General features: G+C 35.5%; 18 protein-coding genes. 14 read left to right on the top strand and 4 right to left on the bottom strand.

The genetic code is table 11. From position 1 onward, the window contains the following. Positions 1–18 precede the first annotated feature (18 nt). Positions 19–804, bottom strand: coding sequence for a tRNA pseudouridine(38-40) synthase TruA (truA, locus tag CSC80_RS14290; protein WP_099192686.1), 786 nt, complete (start codon positions 802–804; stop codon positions 19–21). A gap of 105 nt (positions 805–909) precedes the next feature. Between truA and CSC80_RS14285 the strand changes: the two genes are divergently transcribed. The 5 genes from CSC80_RS14285 to CSC80_RS14265 all read left to right on the top strand — a co-directional run bounded on the left by CSC80_RS14285 (position 910) and on the right by CSC80_RS14265 (position 5,829). Further along, on the top strand, positions 910–1,344 hold the full coding sequence (locus CSC80_RS14285) for a hypothetical protein (protein ID WP_099192684.1): 435 nt from the start codon (positions 910–912) through the stop codon (positions 1,342–1,344). A 117-nt stretch (positions 1,345–1,461) separates the two neighbouring features. Then, entirely contained in the window at positions 1,462–1,944 is a 483-nt protein-coding gene (locus CSC80_RS14280) for a hypothetical protein (RefSeq protein WP_074673716.1), read from the top strand. A gap of 222 nt (positions 1,945–2,166) precedes the next feature. After that, positions 2,167–2,868, top strand: coding sequence for a response regulator transcription factor (locus CSC80_RS14275; RefSeq protein ID WP_058102660.1), 702 nt, complete (start codon positions 2,167–2,169; stop codon positions 2,866–2,868). Then, positions 2,865–4,358, top strand: a complete 1,494-nt coding sequence (locus tag CSC80_RS14270; RefSeq protein WP_099192682.1) for a HAMP domain-containing sensor histidine kinase — start codon at positions 2,865–2,867, stop codon at positions 4,356–4,358. The genes CSC80_RS14275 and CSC80_RS14270 overlap by 4 nt, the downstream gene beginning before the upstream one ends. A 118-nt stretch (positions 4,359–4,476) precedes the next feature. Continuing rightward, on the top strand, positions 4,477–5,829 hold the full coding sequence (locus CSC80_RS14265; protein WP_099192680.1) for a kelch repeat-containing protein: 1,353 nt from the start codon (positions 4,477–4,479) through the stop codon (positions 5,827–5,829). A 68-nt stretch (positions 5,830–5,897) separates the two neighbouring features. Here CSC80_RS14265 and CSC80_RS14260 read toward each other — a convergent pair whose 3' ends face one another. Together CSC80_RS14260 and CSC80_RS14255 are read right to left on the bottom strand one after the other, a co-directional pair. Further along, positions 5,898–7,367, bottom strand: a complete 1,470-nt coding sequence (locus CSC80_RS14260) for a magnesium chelatase (protein WP_099192678.1) — start codon at positions 7,365–7,367, stop codon at positions 5,898–5,900. Positions 7,368–7,382: 15 nt separating this feature from the next. Next, positions 7,383–8,534 (bottom strand): VWA domain-containing protein, encoded by a 1,152-nt coding sequence (locus tag CSC80_RS14255; protein ID WP_058102657.1) that lies wholly within the window; start codon positions 8,532–8,534, stop codon positions 7,383–7,385. Positions 8,535–8,885: 351 nt separating this feature from the next. On the opposite strand from CSC80_RS14255, the gene CSC80_RS14250 reads away from it, so the two are divergent. The 8 genes from CSC80_RS14250 (at position 8,886) to CSC80_RS14215 (ending at position 15,631) form a co-directional block, all read left to right on the top strand. Beyond that, positions 8,886–9,704 carry a DUF1853 family protein gene (locus CSC80_RS14250; protein WP_343224358.1) on the top strand — a complete coding sequence of 273 codons (819 nt, stop codon included), beginning with the start codon at positions 8,886–8,888 and terminating at the stop codon, positions 9,702–9,704. A 152-nt stretch (positions 9,705–9,856) separates the two neighbouring features. Beyond that, a complete protein-coding gene (locus tag CSC80_RS14245) occupies positions 9,857–10,657 on the top strand; it encodes a hypothetical protein (RefSeq protein ID WP_099192674.1) in 801 nt (266 codons plus the stop codon). 150 nt (positions 10,658–10,807) lie between these two features. Next, positions 10,808–11,842, top strand: coding sequence for a DUF262 domain-containing protein (locus tag CSC80_RS14240; RefSeq protein WP_099192672.1), 1,035 nt, complete (start codon positions 10,808–10,810; stop codon positions 11,840–11,842). 6 nt (positions 11,843–11,848) lie between these two features. Continuing rightward, positions 11,849–12,463: a hypothetical protein gene (locus CSC80_RS14235; RefSeq protein WP_099192670.1), complete on the top strand. Its 615-nt coding sequence runs from the start codon at positions 11,849–11,851 to the stop codon at positions 12,461–12,463. Positions 12,464–12,554: 91 nt separating this feature from the next. Further along, the gene (locus tag CSC80_RS14230) at positions 12,555–13,301 is read left to right on the top strand and encodes a hypothetical protein (protein ID WP_099192668.1); all 747 of its coding nucleotides are present in this window, start codon (positions 12,555–12,557) and stop codon (positions 13,299–13,301) included. Positions 13,302–13,480: 179 nt separating this feature from the next. Beyond that, complete coding sequence (locus CSC80_RS14225; protein ID WP_143751757.1) at positions 13,481–14,113, top strand: hypothetical protein; 633 nt, start codon at positions 13,481–13,483, stop codon at positions 14,111–14,113. 151 nt (positions 14,114–14,264) lie between these two features. Continuing rightward, a complete protein-coding gene (locus tag CSC80_RS14220) occupies positions 14,265–15,080 on the top strand; it encodes a DUF6597 domain-containing transcriptional factor (RefSeq protein ID WP_099192664.1) in 816 nt (271 codons plus the stop codon). 74 nt (positions 15,081–15,154) lie between these two features. After that, a complete protein-coding gene (locus tag CSC80_RS14215; protein ID WP_236973399.1) occupies positions 15,155–15,631 on the top strand; it encodes a VOC family protein in 477 nt (158 codons plus the stop codon). Positions 15,632–15,771: 140 nt separating this feature from the next. Here CSC80_RS14215 and CSC80_RS14210 read toward each other — a convergent pair whose 3' ends face one another. Further along, the gene (locus CSC80_RS14210) at positions 15,772–16,182 is read right to left on the bottom strand and encodes a hypothetical protein (protein ID WP_099192662.1); all 411 of its coding nucleotides are present in this window, start codon (positions 16,180–16,182) and stop codon (positions 15,772–15,774) included. A 307-nt stretch (positions 16,183–16,489) separates the two neighbouring features. Here CSC80_RS14210 and CSC80_RS14205 point away from each other — a divergent pair, with 307 nt between their 5' ends. Next, a complete protein-coding gene (locus CSC80_RS14205) occupies positions 16,490–17,794 on the top strand; it encodes a sugar phosphate isomerase/epimerase (protein WP_099192660.1) in 1,305 nt (434 codons plus the stop codon). Positions 17,795–17,798 lie beyond the last annotated feature (4 nt).

Below are 17,798 nucleotides of genomic sequence, written 5' to 3'. Positions count from 1 at the left end.
AATATATTAAACTAACAACTAATTCGTAAAGGTCAGTTCATTAAGAATTAAACCGGAACCAGGTGCAATAGTTTTTAAGACCATATCAGCATCTGAAAGCAAAGAAGCTCTAATATCATCAAGTGACAGTTCCCCCTTGCCCAATTGTACTAATGCTCCCATGATCATTCTAATTTGATATCGCATAAAACCCTTGCCCTTAATTCTTAAAACATAACTCTGCTCTGGAAAAAAATTAGCGGTCAACATAGTGTTGGGTTCAATATGGCAAGAATCAATTTTTCTTATGGTTTTGGCATTCGCTTTTAATTCTGCAGTATATACAGAGAAGTCATGAGTCCCAGTGAATAATGTGGCACCTTCTTTCATTACATCTAAATTAAGGTCGTGCATATAGTTTGTAATGAACGGGGCACTAAATGGGTGATTTTTGGTTCCAAAGGAAAAGAAATAACAATATTCCTTTGTTTTACTATCCTTAATAATATTAAAATTTTGTTCAACGGCTGATATGGAAAGTAATCTAATATCCGGTGGTAGATTTTTATTAAAATCAATAACAAAACCATTGAAGTCTTTAATTTCATCATCCACGAACAATTCAAAAGCACCATCTAATGAAGAAACCTTTGCATCTGTTCTACCGGCACCTAATATTTTAAAATGCTTATCTGGGTATAAGAAAGCATAGGTTTTGTTTAACATACCCGTAATAGTCCTCATTTTTGGTTGCTCTTGCCAACCGTTATATCGAAAACCTAAATATTGTAATCGTACCAAATAGCAAAACTGCTGTTTTTTCATAGCTACAAAAGTAATTACAATTTAGCATGAACTATACAGTGGTTTGTTGTTAATCATTGGGTTTTTATTAAATTGGTCTAAGTAACAAACACTTAGGCTCCCTCTATGATCAATTCAACAGTAAATCCGCCAAAAATTTTCTGGGCAGTTGCTGTTTTTGCCCTTTTTTATAGCATCACTGGAATTCTATCTTTTTTAAGCGAATGTTTTGTTACAGATGAAATTTATAACGTGTTGACAGATGATGAACGATATATCTATGAGAACCGTCCTTTTTGGTTGCTGATCGTATTTGGTGTTGATGTTTTTGCTGGAACTACAGCATCACTATTTCTACTTCTTAGAAAAGTTATGGCTTTTAAATTAGGTTTAATATCCATTATTGCCACGACTATTCAAATACTATATTTTTATTTTTACAGTAATATAAGTGATGTCATAGGACCAACTAGCATGCAAATGCCTTTGCTAATTTTTGCAATCAGTTTTATGTTACTTTTATTTATAAAATATAGTATCATAAAGAGGTGGTTAGCTTAAGGTCAGTAACTTAATCAACAAAGTTAACCGTTCATCGAATTGTTTAAAATAAACGAAAAACATACCCGTTCTTGAAACGAAACTATGGTTCCCCTAAGACCATTTAAACTTAGTTTTATGAATTCTATTAAAGGAATATTGACCTGGAAACGTACTTTAATCGTATCGGTTGCCGTATTGTTTCTATTGAACATTTTTAGTTTTTACGGCTTGTACACCAACAAGTTTTATTTCTTTAAGATTGACAACTACATTTTCCCCTTGTTATCCATAATCCATTTGGTTTTTCTGTATGTACTATGGTTTAAGATCAGTGAAAACGAACTAAGTGACCCGCCAATGCGCACTTTAGAATACGTGTTATATCTTATTTCTTTGGTCTATCTCTATAAATTGGTAGAAACCATTATCATATTATTCAGTTATTCGGATTTTGAAAATCATCTTATTCCAAGTACGTTTTTGCCCCTGGGCTTTGCTATATTATTGCTATACGCCGTATTATTATTAGTTACCTTTTTGGCTGTAGTGTACAGAAAAGAAATTGTGGGTACTTATTTGTTCGATGATATGAACCAGCATGTGGATCACTGGAAATAATATAAAATTCTAGATATATTAGCCTCGATTATTTTTATCGAGGCTTTTTTTTTGCTGTCACCTTACATCGCCTTATGTATTCTGTTAATCGGATTTATTCAACTTCTTTGTAATTATTATTGGATTACACGACTCAACACCCAAACCATTACAGTAGATACGGTACTTTTCTGCGTAATGTGATTTTTCTGTGATACTTTTTATCTTAATTCGTTACTCCATATGAAACGTATACTAATTATAGAGGATGACCCCGAAATCATTAAGTTGTTAGAACTTCATTTGTCTGATGTCAGCTATGAAACAACCATGGCTATGGATGGCGATGAAGGACTTCAACTGGCTTTGCAAAATGATTATGAGCTCATACTTTTAGATTTGACCTTGCCAAGCTTAGATGGTGTTGAAGTTTGTAGAAGACTACGGGCTACCAAAAATACACCCGTAATCATGCTTACCGCAAAGTCAGAGGAAATTGATCGGGTTCTGGGCTTGGAAATAGGTGCAGATGATTATATGACCAAACCTTTTAGCATAAGGGAATTATTGGCACGGATAAAAGCTGTTTTAAGAAGAACTAACGACACCGGTAAAAAACAAGAAGATACTTCCATTATATCAGCGGAGGGTTTAACCATAGATATTGACAAACGTAAGGTAGTTGTAGATGATTATAAGATCGAACTTTCGCCTAAGGAATTTGAACTATTGGTCCTAATGGCCTCTAACCCAGGTAGAAACTATACCAGAACAGAATTATTGAATATGATCTGGGGCTATAATTTTGAAGGATACGAGCATACGGTAAACTCCCATATCAACAGATTACGCGCCAAAATAGAATCTGACATGGCTAACCCAACCTATATTTTAACAACATGGGGCGTTGGTTACAAGTTTAATGAAGAGATAATGGCATTATGAAGAACGAAAAGACCTTGACCCCTAAACTGGTCAAAAAATTATGGATCGCTTTTATTTTCCTAATTGTTTTAATGGGTGCCTCTTATATTTTTATCACAGGGTATCTTACGCTTAACTACAATGAGGCCATTACCCAGCGCATTAATGCTAACGTTGCAGAACATGTCATCCAGGAAAAATTTCAGAATGATGCCCCTTTTCTTGAAGACGGTAGTGTAAACAAAGCGCTTTTTGGTGATTTAATGCATGATATGATGGCCGTTAATCGGGGTATAGAAATATATCTTTTGAACAATGCCGGTGACATTCTGTATTCCGTAGTACTGGAACATAACGACAACGAGCCAATGAAATCGGTTTCCTTAGAACCGATTAATAAATACATAGCATCAAAAGGACAAGAATTTATTTTGGGCGACGACCCTTTAAACCCCAATGAGCAAAATATTTTTTCTGCAGCTCCATTTTCAATAGATGGTCATGAAGGCTATATCTATATTATAGTTGCCGGAAAGCAATTGGCCCTTATAAGTGACAACCTTTTTGGCTCGTATTTTACAAAACTGAGCATTGGTGCCATTTTGCTGACCATGCTTTTTTCGGCTTTAATTGGAGTTCTAAGTATTTGGTTCTTGACCAAAAATTTAAGATTGATTACACAGACCGTTCGTAAATTTCAAGAAGGAGATCTAGATATTAGAATAGAAAATCCTGAAGAATCCGATATTGAAGTGGTAGCACTTTCCTTTAATAAAATGGCAGACTCCATAGTAGAGAATATGGAGAAAATAAAATCTGTAGATAATTTACGAAGAGAGTTGATTGCCAATGTATCACACGATTTACGTACTCCGCTTGCTGTTTTAAAAGGATATATAGAAACGTTACAGATCAAGAAAGATTCATTGACAGAGCATCAAAAAGACGAGTACTTACAAATAACCCATGCTAACATTGATAAGTTATCTGACTTGATCAATCAACTGTTCGAGTATTCTAAATTAGAAGCAGAACAAGTGACCCCAATAAAAGAACCTTTCTCTATCACAGAACTTTCACATGATCTTATTGCAAAGTTCAGGTTATTGGCAGAACAGAAGCAATTGCACTTAGAATTGGACAATCCTGAGGAGAATTTTATGGTCTATGCAGATATTGGTTTGGTAGAAAGGGCACTGCAAAATTTAATCGAGAATGCAATTAAGTACACGGAGCCTCATGGAAAAGTCACTTTGAGCCTTTTAAAAATGGGCAAACAGATAGAAATCAATATTACAGATACCGGTAACGGCATACCTATAAACGACCAACCATTTATATTTGATCGATATAAACAGGTAGATAAAACCACTAAAAAGCAAGGGTTAGGTTTAGGCCTTGCCATTGTTAAAAAGATTATGGACTTACATGACACCACCATTGTGGTACTCAGTAAACCATATGAAGGCAGTTCCTTTATTTTTAAATTGCCCGCTTATCAATTGCAATGAGTTTAAATTGCTATGAAAAAGAAGAAAGCCCTTTCAAAACATGAAAGGGCTTTTCCATTGGGGACTACAATAAAATATTTTAAATAAGGTTATATGTAAAACTTAAATTTTCTAATATATGAAAGTAAGAAACCTACTTTTTATTTCAATGTCAGCCTTCTTTATTCAATCATGTTCTAATGACGACATGGTCAATGAGCCTGAAGATCCTATTACTGAAGAACCTACAACAGAAGAACCTGAAGAGACTGAAAATAGTGCTCCAGAAGCGTTTGACTTACTTACTGTTGAAAATGAAGACAGCAATATAGAATTGGCACCTACCCTAACTTGGAATGCCGCTATTGATGCTGACGGAGACAGTATTACTTACAAAATACTTTTAGATACAAATACAACTCCTGAAACCGTTTTAGGCGAAAATATTGAGGATACTTCATTTGTATTGACCACGAATTTGGAAAGAAACACTACATATTATTGGATGGTAGTTGCTATAGATGCAAATGGTGCAGAAACCAACAGCACCTCTATATTTAGCTTTTCTACCAAAGGAATTTCTTTGGCAGAAGTTGCATTACAAGAGAATGCAGCCTTTTCGGCAAGAAGAAATCATACCATAACGGAGTTTAACGGTAAACTTTACCTTATTGGTGGGCAAGATGATTCTAACGGCTATAAAGATGTATGGTCTTCTGTTGATGGAAAAGACTGGACCTTGGTTGCCGAAGAACCTTTTGGTTTCTTTCCTAAAAGCAACCATACAGCTATTGTTTTTAAAGATAAACTTTGGGTCATAGGTGGTGGCTTTAGTGATGTTTGGTCAACGAGCGATGGTGAAACTTGGACACGTAATGAAACCTCGCCTGGGTTTGATTCTCGCGAAGGTCACTCCACGGTCGTATACAACGATAAACTATGGGTAATTGGAGGCACTAGTGTATCTGATCAAAAGAACGACGTTTGGTCTTCTGAAGACGGACTTGTTTGGGAACAGGTGGCAGAAAGCACGCAATTTTCTCCAAGAGCAGACCACACGACTGTTGTCTTTGAAGATAAAATGTATGTTATAGGTGGTATGTTCATAGAAGATTTTTCATCAAACTTTTTAAACGATATCTATTCTTCTACAGACGGTATCAATTGGGTAGAAGTTGATCCAGCAACCGTATTTGGCGTTCGTGCAGAACATACATCTGTAGTATATGATAATAAAATTTGGGTCATTGGCGGATGGCAAGCCGTTGTAAACGAAACCACTTTTGAACAAGATGTTACTACTTTTGCAGATGCCTGGTATTCTGAGAATGGTATTGATTGGGTACAAATAGCAATCAATGAGACTTTTGCCGCTCGTTTAGGACACGCGACCACATTATTTGAAAACAAGATTATTGTTTCCGGCGGTTTAGACCTTAATGCAAGTGCTAACAGTAGAACCCATTCAAATGATGTTTGGGTAATAGAATAACAAACTCATTTTTAGCATAAAAAAAGCCCGTTCAAGTTTGAACGGGCTTTTCTATTTTATATGGAATTTTAAATTCCTTTCAAGAAACTACTGTACAGGTCTTTAAACTCATACCCGTCTGTAAAGCGTTGTTTGTTCAATTTTTTGTAGGATACCAATCCCCATAATAACAACTCTTTTAAGAAATAGGCATCTTTTGCATCAAAATCTGGCTGATGATCTTTCATCAATTGGTTTAATGCAGGAATACTATCCAATGCACGTTTGTATTCCTCATCGGTAAAATCGTCCATCAATTCAAAACCTTCACCTTGAAAAAACCAGTGCAACAGTTCATCATAAACGGTTTCTTCGTCCTTTCGTTCTAGTTTATTGATTTTTGGAAAATACTTCGGAAACAATGTTTTAACCGCATCATCTATCAGGATACCGGCAACAACATCCGCTCCCTCCTGCTCTCCTTCATATACCAATTCTATTTTTCCCGTAATGGCAGGTACAATTCCTAAGAAATCACTTAAACGTACCATGGTATGGTCACCACCGTTCAATAAAGACCTGCGCTCTGCGGTACTCAACAAGTTTTCAAAAGCCGTAATGCTCGTACGGGCACTCACCCCGCTTTTGGCATCTACATACTCACTGTCCCGAGCTTCAAAAATCACTTGCTCCAAAAGGTCTTTTGCAAGATCCGGAACATAAACAGCATCGGTTTGGCGGGCATCAAGCTTAGCTTCTTGCTCCGTAATTTTTCTGGCTATTTCAATATCATCAGGATAATGGGTTAATATTTGCGACCCAATTCTATCTTTTAGTGGAGTTACAATACTTCCTCTATTGGTGTAATCTTCCGGGTTTGCCGTGAATACGAATTGAATATCCAAAGGCAATCTCAGCTTGAATCCCCTGATCTGAATATCCCCTTCTTCCAGAATATTGAATAAAGAAACCTGAATACGAGCTTGTAAGTCGGGTAACTCGTTGATTACAAAGATACAGCGATTGGCACGTGGAATCATCCCAAAGTGAATTACCCTATCATCTGCATAAGATAATTTTAGATTTGCCGCTTTTATAGGATCTACATCACCAATTAAATCCGCCACCGTAACATCTGGCGTTGCCAATTTTTCTGCAAAACGCTCACTTTTATGCAACCATGAAATTGGCGTATCGTCTCCTTTTTCTTTGATCAGTTCCATGGCAAATCTAGACATGGGATTCATGGGGTCGTCATTGATTTCAGAACCTTCTACAACGGGAATATATTCATCTAACAGGTTTACCATTAAATGCGCCAAACGTGTTTTTGCCTGACCACGAAGTCCCAATAAATTAATGTTATGTCTAGATAATATGGCGCGCTCCAATTCTGGAATAACCGAGTCTTCATAGCCCCAAACACCGGTAAAGGCATCTTCTCCCTTTTTTATTTTATCAATAAGGTTATCTCGCAACTCGTCTTTTACACTTTTGGTTTGGTATCCGGCAGCTTTTAAGGCTCCCAACGTATGTATATTTTTATAATCTAATTTCATAGTATTCCTTTGGTCTTATTTCAATCTTTTTTTTCTGTTTGCTTCGTAATCTTCAAATATCATTTCACCCAACCCTTTTAAACCCGTGAAAAATGCCTTGCCCTTGTTGGCTTCCGTAAAATGGCGAATAAACTGCATGAGATATGGGTCTTGAGCTATCATAAACGTGGTAATGGGTATGTGCAATTTTCTTGCCTGTCGCGCCATATTGTAGCATTTTTCCACAATAAAATCATCTAGCCCCACACTGTTTTTATAATACGTACCGTCTGGCATGCGCAAACAACTTGGCTTACCATCGGTAATCATAAAAATCTGTTTATTGGTATTACGCTTTCTACGCAGCATATCCATGGCCAATTGTAATCCGGCAACGGTATTGGTGTGATACGGACCTACTTTTAAATATGGTAAATCTTTAATAGGTATGGGCCAGGCATCATTACCAAAAACCAAAATATCTAATGTGTCTTTTGGGTATCTGGTGGTAATCAATTCTGCCAATGCCATAGCAACCTTTTTGGCAGGCGTAATACGGTCTTCTCCATACAAGATCATACTATGGCTAATATCGATCATAAGAATGGTGCTCATTTGCGCCTTATGCTGGGTATCTTCTACTACCAGATCATTTTCGCTCAATTGAAAACTGCCCACACCGTGATTAATTTGGGCGTTTTTAAGACTCTCGGTCATAGATATGTTTTCTAGACCATCGCCGTAACGGTATTCCCTAAGGTCGCCCGTGTGCTCATCACCTTGTCCGGATTTTCCTGTTTTATGGTTACCCGCACCACTACGTTTTAACTTGCCAAAAATTTGGTCCAATGCACGCTGACGAATAATACGTTCCATTTTTGCGGTTATGGAGATATCTCCGCCGCCAGAACCTTCTTCCCCGTCTTCACCGTCGCCACCTCCATCTTTAAACTCTTCGCGTATGTACCCTTTCGCTTTTAGATCTTCAATAAAATCGTCAATGGTGTAGTCTTCGGTAGTCAGTTCATATTCCTTGTCCAGCTCACGTAACCAGTCTATCGCTTCGTCAAAATCGCCAGAAGTATGTGTGATCAGCTCTTGAAAAATATCAAAAAGCTTATCAAAAATCGATTGTTCGGGTGCTTCGTACGTTTCAAAGCGAAACCCTTTTCTTTCATTCATAGCCATACTATAAAATTAACACTTTTACCTTGGATGCCCACGGCTTTTGGGAAATGTTAACGTTGTTGTTTAAGTTTGGTTGTTGGTTGTTGGTTGTTGGTTGTTGGTTGTTGGTTGATTGTTGTTGGTTGCTCGTTGTTAAATGTTGGATGTTCATTGTTAGTTTTATACTTGGCGCTTTGCGAATACCAATGTCATAGCGAAAAGCGACCGGCGCAAAGCGTATAGCGTTTAGCATGCAACGTTTTGCGCGTAGCATTTTAAAAAAGTAACTTCGGCTACGCTCAGTTACCGGTATTTAGGAACACTATTTACAAACAACGGACAACCGAGAACCAACAACTAAAAAGGTAAACCATCGACCAACAAGCTACAACCATCAAACAGATACAAGGTTTTTTAAGCACTCCACCGCTTTGGGAAGGTGTGCAGTTTGGCGTTTCCCAGTTTCAGTTTCCTGTTGTGGCTGCAGATAGTTTTGTGGTAAGTGAAATACCGGAAAAATTGCGCTTGGGACATCAAATGGAATTTGTGTGCAAACAGTTGTTAGAGGCAAGTAATGCGTATGATGTTCTCCTGCACAATATGCCCATACGGGAAGAAAAACGAACTATTGGTGAAATAGATTTTATTGTTCAGGAAACCGCTACAAAGCAGCTAATTCACATAGAATTGACCTATAAATTCTATCTGATCGACACCCAAATTAAAGAACCCATACACCAATTGGTAGGTCCTAACCGGCGCGATGCCTTTTATGCCAAGCTAGAAAAGATAAAGAACAACCAATTTTCATTGATTCACACGCCTATTGGACGCTCCAAATTGTTGGAAAAAGGAATTAATGCCGAAAACATAACGCAGCAAGTTTGCTATAAAGCACAGTTATTTCAACCCTATTCTAGCGACACATTATCCATTGCACCGTTAAACAAAAATTGCATTATAGGCTATTGGTTACGCTTGGCAGCATTTCATACTGCTGACTTTACACCACATACATTCTATATCCCTACCAAAAGCGAATGGGTTTTGCAGCCTACGGACACCGTAGCATGGCGCACACATGAAGAAATAACTATAGCTATTACAGAACGCTTAAATAACAACAGTGCACCCATGGTTTGGATGAAGAAAAACAACACGTTTGAGAAGTTCTTTGTGGTATGGTGGTAAGCATAGTTCTAAGTTTAAACACACAAATGCCTGTTAATAACTGTTGATAGGTCTTTTTTTAAGTGGGTGGGAATTAGATTACTTTTATAGGTGGAATATGTGCAATTGTGTGCAAATACAATTGTTGCCAGCAATTTAAACCAAGCCACAGAATGAACAGATTAGAAAGAGATAGATATATAGCTTGGGTTGGTTATTCAAGTGGAGATATTCAAATTTGGGGTCAATACGAACGGTTATTTGAATTTATTTTTGAGGAGTATCCAAAGACAAAAAGAAGATTTGATGAAATTTCATTACCCACTCTATTTACATTATCTCACGCAATTGAATTAGGACTAAAAGAAAACATTAAATTTTTCAAACAATATCACGAATCAAGTCTGTTATCGAAATTTAAGAATTGGATTTTACTTAAAAAAAGTCACGATTTGAAAAGTCTATCAGAAGAATTAAAATCTGGTTACAATAAATTACATAAAAAAGTAAAAGCTGACAAGGAAGAAAAAGAGGAATTTAATAGATATTTTAAATCATTGGAAGAATTGATTTCATTACTTGACCGAAATTCAGAAACTTATAGATATTATTACAAAATTGACAATAAAGGAGATACGATAAAGGAAAGTATTGAACGAACTAAAAAAATTGATTTTCTTGTAATTAAAGAACATTTTGACGAAGTAAAAACTCTTTTAATTGGAGCACCAAATTCATTAGGAATTTATACCGACTTTATTGATTTTCAAAAAGCAAATCCTGATTACAAAAAAGGAAAAGGATATTTATATTGTCAAAAACTTCATTACACCAAACATTTTTTGGAAAATGTAAAAGAAACACTAAATAAACGAATGACTAAAATAAGCGATGATAGATGGTTTGACACAAAAACTGGAGAAAACTTTGAAATAGAAATTTACAAAGATGACATTTATATAATTGCAGTTTGAAATAAAAACTACTGGGAACAACGTATATAATTTATTGCTGGCTTCTTGCTTACTTACGAAAGTCTTCACGGACTTTCTTGGTCGGTAATTATTTGCTTAAACCACGCAACAAACTATATACAAACACGTTGACGATAATTAAAAAAGAAAATGAAAAAAGTACAATTATCACATAGGATGTACAGCATGGATGATATAAAGAGGCTTCTTGAAAAAAAAGAACTTGTCATCCAGCCTAAATATCAACGAAGAAGAACAAATTGGCCAAATACTGCCAAAACCAGTTTGATGGATACCATCTTCAACAACTATCCTATTCAGCCAATTTATCTAAGGGAATTTGTTACAACCTCAAGGGAGAGACGTAAAGAAATAATTGATGGCCAACAGCGTATTTCTACAATTATTGAATTCATAAACAATCAATTTGACTTAGGAAAAAACTTTTCTGATTCTACCCTTCATGGATACAAATTCTCAGAACTTCCATTTGAAATTCAACAAGATATTTTAGATTACGAGCTTTCTTTCATTTCAATAAAAGGAGCCACCGAATCAGATATCATCTCTATTTTTTCTAGATTAAATTCGTTCACTTTACCACTTAACGCCCAAGAGAAAAGAAATGCAATTTGGTCCGGGCAGTTTAAGTCACTCATTTATAATCTATCGTCTTTATATTCTGCTTTTTGGAATGACTTCAAAATCTTTTCAGATAAGGCAATAGCGAGAATGAAGGAAGCTCAATTTATCTCAGAGGTAATTACTACAATCGAGCTTGGTTATAATCAATACTCTTCGAAGAAAATTGATGATATGTATAAAAAATATGATGATAAATTTCAGAATTCAGAACACTATTATGAGGCTTTTAACTATATAATGTCTGTATTAGGAAACTTATTCGAAAATGACAAAATCAATAAACATTTCAGAAGACAAGCTTGGTTCTTTACTTTATTCATGTGCCTTTTCGAAAAAGCATACTTCGAGATAGGAACAAAAAAGAAAGATTTTACTCATAAAAAACTTAACCTAAAGGATATTGAAACTAAGCTGGAAACCTTGGTTAACAAATATAATCGAAATGATTTTGATGAAGATATAGTGTTATTATATAGACAAGGTACCGGTTCTTCTTCGAACAGAAGGAGTAGGCACAACCATTTAAAAGCGCTTCTATAAACAATTATGTACAGCATAAAATCTTTACATAGAAATTTTATTGCGGAGCTCTCATCATTGGAACAAATTTTAAAAGACCTTTCATTAGAACCAAAGTCTTACAAGAGAGATGTTTTTATTCAGGGGGCTTTTTTACGGGCGGTAATAAATTGGGAAAACTTCATTGAAGAGTGTTTTCTCGCTGCGATGTGTACTTGTAAAACAAATAGTAATTCTGTATTACGACCTAAAATCACGTTGTCAAGAAATAAAAATGAGGCCTTTAAGAAGATTAGTGCAAACAGAAGACTGAGAGATGGTGATTATGTTGACTGGATAGACTACCAAAAACTAAAGCAGCGCGTTGATTATACTTTCCATCATCGAAGTAGATTTCATTGCATTTATCGAGATGCAACAATTCTAAATCAAGTTAAAGCAATAAGAAATCATATTGCACATAACTCCAAACATTCAGAAAGGAACTTTAGGGAGCAGATTATTCAAAATGTGGGATACTTAGCAATACCAGACCCTAACGCCGCAGATATATTGGTTTCAACAAATAGAAGAAGAGCTTTAAAGTTTTTTAGTATTTACCTAAGTTACTATACTGAAACCGCAAATGAAATTTGTAAATAAAACTCTTGCCAACAAGGTGTAAAGTACATACCCTACCGGATACGTACTATCCACAAATCGTAACCAAAAAACTCAATACAAATTTCTACCAATGAATAAACTTTCTACTCAGAACTTGAATCTTTTACCGAACCCAAGAGAACTTAAAAGTATTTGCAAGTCAATTTCTGCATTGGAAGCAATAATATGTCCAGAATGGGAATACAGGTATTATTCATATCAAAAAAATTGGAGTGAAACAGAAGAATGTTGCGAAATGCGAAATGGACAGGGCGATCAAATGTTGATTTTATTTAGCAACAATGGTACCTGTATAAATGGATTTGCTCACGAAAGTGAAATGAACGGATGGAAAAATGTCAAAATTGAAGAGAAAAAGTCTTTTATAGAAAAACTCCTCGGCTCAAAAAAAGAAAACAAAACCGAACTGACCCAGGAAATCATAAAAGAAGTTGTTAATGATTTACCAGAGGTATTTAATGAATTTATTTTCGGAGAACCTGTAAAAAGTATCGGAACGACTTTTTGTATTTGGCAAACAAACACCGACAAGAACTGGGAAACTGGCAAGGTTAATTTACCCGAAGATGACTACAAAGATGGCTCAAGTGATTTGCTTGAACTATTAGATGGTAAACCTATGACTTATAAGAATTGGGCAGAAGAATATTACGAAGAAAATTTTGAGGAAAACAAACTTAAATTAGAACTTGTAGAAAAAATTTATAATGGAGATACAATAACTAAGGAATTGGTTCTTAAATTAAATCCTGAATTAGATGATTTAGTACAATTAAAATCTGATTTAGATGAAATCGGATATGAGCATAAAATATAAAAAACAGTTTTCTATATTGTATAACCGCAATTACGACGGATTCGGCTACGTCCAAATATACTTGGAATTGCTAACGTTAGTGCCAAACCGAAAATAAAATCTAATTTAACCCATAACTGACGGTTATACGAGACCGTTTCCTGCAAGCTAAACAAATGCTCGACTACAATAATATATATATGATTGGAGAAACACATTCCAATCAACCATTCAGAGGCAAAATTGAATGTTTTGAATTAGCCGAACCTGAAATTTCTCGTGGAGAAAAAGAAGTTCGTGAAGCGGTTTCTGTTAAACACTCCATGGGAGGAAAATCTCTTTCTGACATTATTTGGACAACTAATGCATTTCCATTTATTGTAAGTAAACGAATTATTGATTTATTTAAATCAAACGGAATTACAGGTTGGAAAATCTATGACGTTCATATATTATCCAAGAACAACGAGCTTATCGACCAAAAATATTACGGACTAATAATAACTGGTCGCTGTGGTTATCAAGATTACTCTCAGAGCTCTATCGTGATGGACAAAATTGGAATTACGACCGAACCGCATGCAAAAGGATTTTATTTTAAAAACAATTATTGGGACGGAACAGACCTATTTATGTGTGAAACAGATGAAAATGGGGAATCAACAATGTTTAGGTTCTGCTCCCAAAAAGTAGTTGATTTAATAAAAAAGGAAAAAATAAAAAATTTGTCACTTAAAAAGACAACTGACTTTTCATTGTCAATTGCACTTTACGACATCAAACTCACTGATAAACAGAAGTTCGAAATGGAATTATTAAAAGCCAGTAGGTAATACGGTATATAATTAATTGCGGTCGGAATTTCCACTTGAAAATTCCTGCAATCAATTATCTTTAGGTTCAGGTGGACAATTTTCGTTGGAAATGTCCGCAACTAATCATACACAAAACCATTACATCCCACACCAACAACACCCTAAAACAATGAACTACCAAACATTTCAACCACATCAAGATTTGGAAGCTTTGGTAAGTTGTTATTGGACTTTGGAAATTCCTGCGGAATATAGTGCAGAAAGACAGCGCATAGTACCAGATGGTTGTATTGAAATGGCGTTTATTCTTGGCGATGATATTAAACGCTATACTTCGCAAGATGAATTTATACTACAACCACGTGCCATGGTACTTGGGCAAACCCTAGCACCTTTTTTTATTGAACCTACGGGCTATGTAAACACTTTTGCCATACGTTTCTACCCTTATGGCTTTGCCAATTTTGTTACTACACCCATTGAACAGTTGGCAAATAAAGAAACCCCGCTAACCTCACTTTTTGATGCTTCAATTGTCAATGAACTGGAGCGCAACATCATTAATGCGGAAGACACAAAACAACGCATTGCAGTTATTGAAAAATTCCTTTTAGGGAGTTTGCATGAACAATCCACCATTGATACTATTGTAAAGCAAACCGTAGATGCCCTTTTAACCTCAAACGGTACTGCGACTATTTCCACCATTCTCAAAGAAGATTTGTCCAAAAGAAGACAATTGGAAAGAAATTTTAAAAAGCAGATTGGCGTTAGTCCTAAACAATTGGGCAAGGTTATACGATTGCAATCTGCATTAAAAATGCTACTGAACAAAGAAACGGACAGCCTTACCAAAATTGCCTATGAAAGCGACTACTTTGACCAAGCCCATTTCAATAAGGATTTTAAGGAGTTTACCGGCATTAGTCCCACAGCATTCTTAAGCAATGAACAAATGGTACTCTCTACCTTGTTCTATAAATAGCCTGCGTGTCGCATTTTTACAATTTTTTAGTTGAATACTATTTCATATTTGTATTTTACCTGTAAACACTACAAATGAAAAAGGCAATACTATTAGGTGCGGTATTATTTACTTTTTGGGGAATTAACTGCAATGCTCAAGACAAAGTAATAAATACGCAAGCAACTGAAAACAAAAGCGATATGAAAAGTTTTATTTCCATTTTTGAAATTCCGGCTACGGATATTACTAGGGCGGTAAATTTTTACCAAGCTATTTTGGACATAGAAATTGAAAAGATGGAATTTCCGGAAATGCAAATGGGTATATTCCCCTATGAAAATCAAATGGTCACTGGAGTTATCATGAAAGCGGAAGGCTATACCCCTTCTGCAAACGGAATAACCATTTATTTAAATGGCGGGGATAACTTACAAGCCATACTCGATAAAGTCCAAATCAACGGTGGTGAGATTATGGTTCCAAAATCGCTTCATGCAGACGAAAGCGGTTATTACGCTATATTCCTGGACTCTGAAGGCAATAAAATGGGTCTGCATTCACCAAACTAAATGACAAACCAAGCACTAATTGCTGTAGCGCTTGGTTTTTTATTTGTTTATTCAAACTCTTACTGCTCCACTACAAGTTATTCTAAAATGGAATAGATACTTGGCGGAGCCTTATAAAAGAGTTAAATAAACGAATAGTCTTAATAACTCACTTTAGACTTATTCTCCAACTTCCCTTCTATTAGCGGGTACAAATTGTATGTAGGGTAAATTTCAGATTTAAAAGCTTTCCAAGCCGTTTTTTCTATCGCCAAGTTCACGTCCCGTAGTTTAGAAGCGGGCAATTCTAATACCACCATTTGCCCAATACCCATAACAACATACCAATTGACCAACGAAACACCTTCCGGAGGAAAACTTTCATAAAAGCCTTGTTTGGTTCTAATGCCTTCTATTTCACTTAAATTCATAGACTGATCGTGTTTTAAGAAAATGGTCAAAAGCATTTTCTCCGTGTCTTCCTTTTCCGATACTTTCTTGTCTGGCGATTGTGCATAGCCAAAAGTTGAAAAGCATATTATAACCCATGTGGCAAAAAGTAAATTTTTCATACGTTGTTTTAGTTTAAAATTTATAATTAGAATATCTATTTTTTTAGAATACCTCAGAAACTTTCGATATCAAAATCCAGTAAAAAAGCTATCTCAATTTTATGCTTAAATCAGTTCTAAGGTACATGTTAATCTAGCTGCATATTATTACAAATTATGCATTGTATAGCACATATGTGGCAAAACCTAAATTGAATAGTGTTTGCAAAATAGTAACCTAAGTGCAACATCAGTACTATTCATTGCTTGATTAATTATAGTCATAGACCATCAACTCCTCTATTTTTACCATCATAAATATAAAGTTATGATGGATCATACTAGTATTAAAAAATTTACGAATAGTATTCTTTTACTCTTCATTTTAATAGGAACAAATACTGTTTTTTCACAGATGCCCATTGCAGAACAAGCAGATAGGCTACAGCAATATTTAGGGTTCTGGGTCAGTTCTATAGATCATACCACAGATAGCGTTGCCAGCATACCGCTTATTAAAATGAACAACTATCCTACAATAGATCATACTGCCATGTCGGTAGATGTGTTTCAAAAGGAAGGAGATATTTACAACCATACGCTTACTGAACTTATTGGTTATGATACCAAGACCGATTCCATTTTTACCTTGGGAAAAAGTGCACAGGGCGATATGTTTTTGGGTAAAGGCGAATTTACCAGCAAAACAGATTGGATCATGAAAGATCGCGACTTTACGGGCAAAGAAACCATGACAGTTACTTTTGATTTTAAGAATCAGACCGATGTACATTTAATAGGCAAAGACCCACAGAACCTAATACTTTGGCAAACACGTTATATCAAGAAAAATCCAAAAAACAAGAATATTGGAATTCAGCTGGTTTCGGTTCATGAACAAATGCAGAACAACCCAAAAGAGACCTTAAAATATCTTGATAGAATGGGCTTTAGTTATATTGAAACCTTTGTGTATAAAGACCGCTCTTTCTATGGACTTTCTCCCTTAGCTTTTAAAAGTTTGGTGGAAGAAAACAACCTGAAATTTACCGGGTCCATGACCTTTTACGACCTGCCCAAAGACGAAGATCAAGCTTGGAAAAACGCCATGCAATGGTGGAAAAATTGTATAGCTGATCATAAACAGGCAGGTGTTGAATACCTAACCATATCAAACAATCAAATTAAAGACATTAAGACCCTAGCAGAATTAAAAAAGTATACCGAGTACTATAATGCTATTGGTAAGCTGTGCACAGAAAGAGGAATAAAGTTTGCCTACCACAATCACTCCGATGAATTTAAAACAATAGAAAACAAGGTTGTTTATGATTATTTGTTGGAAAACACCGATCCGGCATATGTTGGTTTTCAAGCAGACCTGTATTGGATGCATTTTTCTAAAGTTGACCCCATTGACTATTTCAAAAAATACAAGCACCGTTTTATAAGCTGGCATGTAAAAGATTATGAGGAATTAGGACAGAGTGGTAAAATGGATTTTGAACTATACTTTAAATACGCGGAAACAGCCGGACTTAAATATACCATTGCGGAAGTTGAAGCTTTCAATTACCCAGTGTGGTATAGCATTAATGCCGCCTGGAACTTTCTTTATTTCAACATTTTATAACAAC

The organism is Maribacter sp. 6B07, from assembly GCF_002700155.1.
In the GTDB taxonomy this organism is placed as follows: domain Bacteria; phylum Bacteroidota; class Bacteroidia; order Flavobacteriales; family Flavobacteriaceae; genus Maribacter; species Maribacter dokdonensis.
The sequence above is the reverse complement of the archived record's forward strand: the minus strand, read 5'-3'. Positions and strand labels throughout refer to the sequence as shown.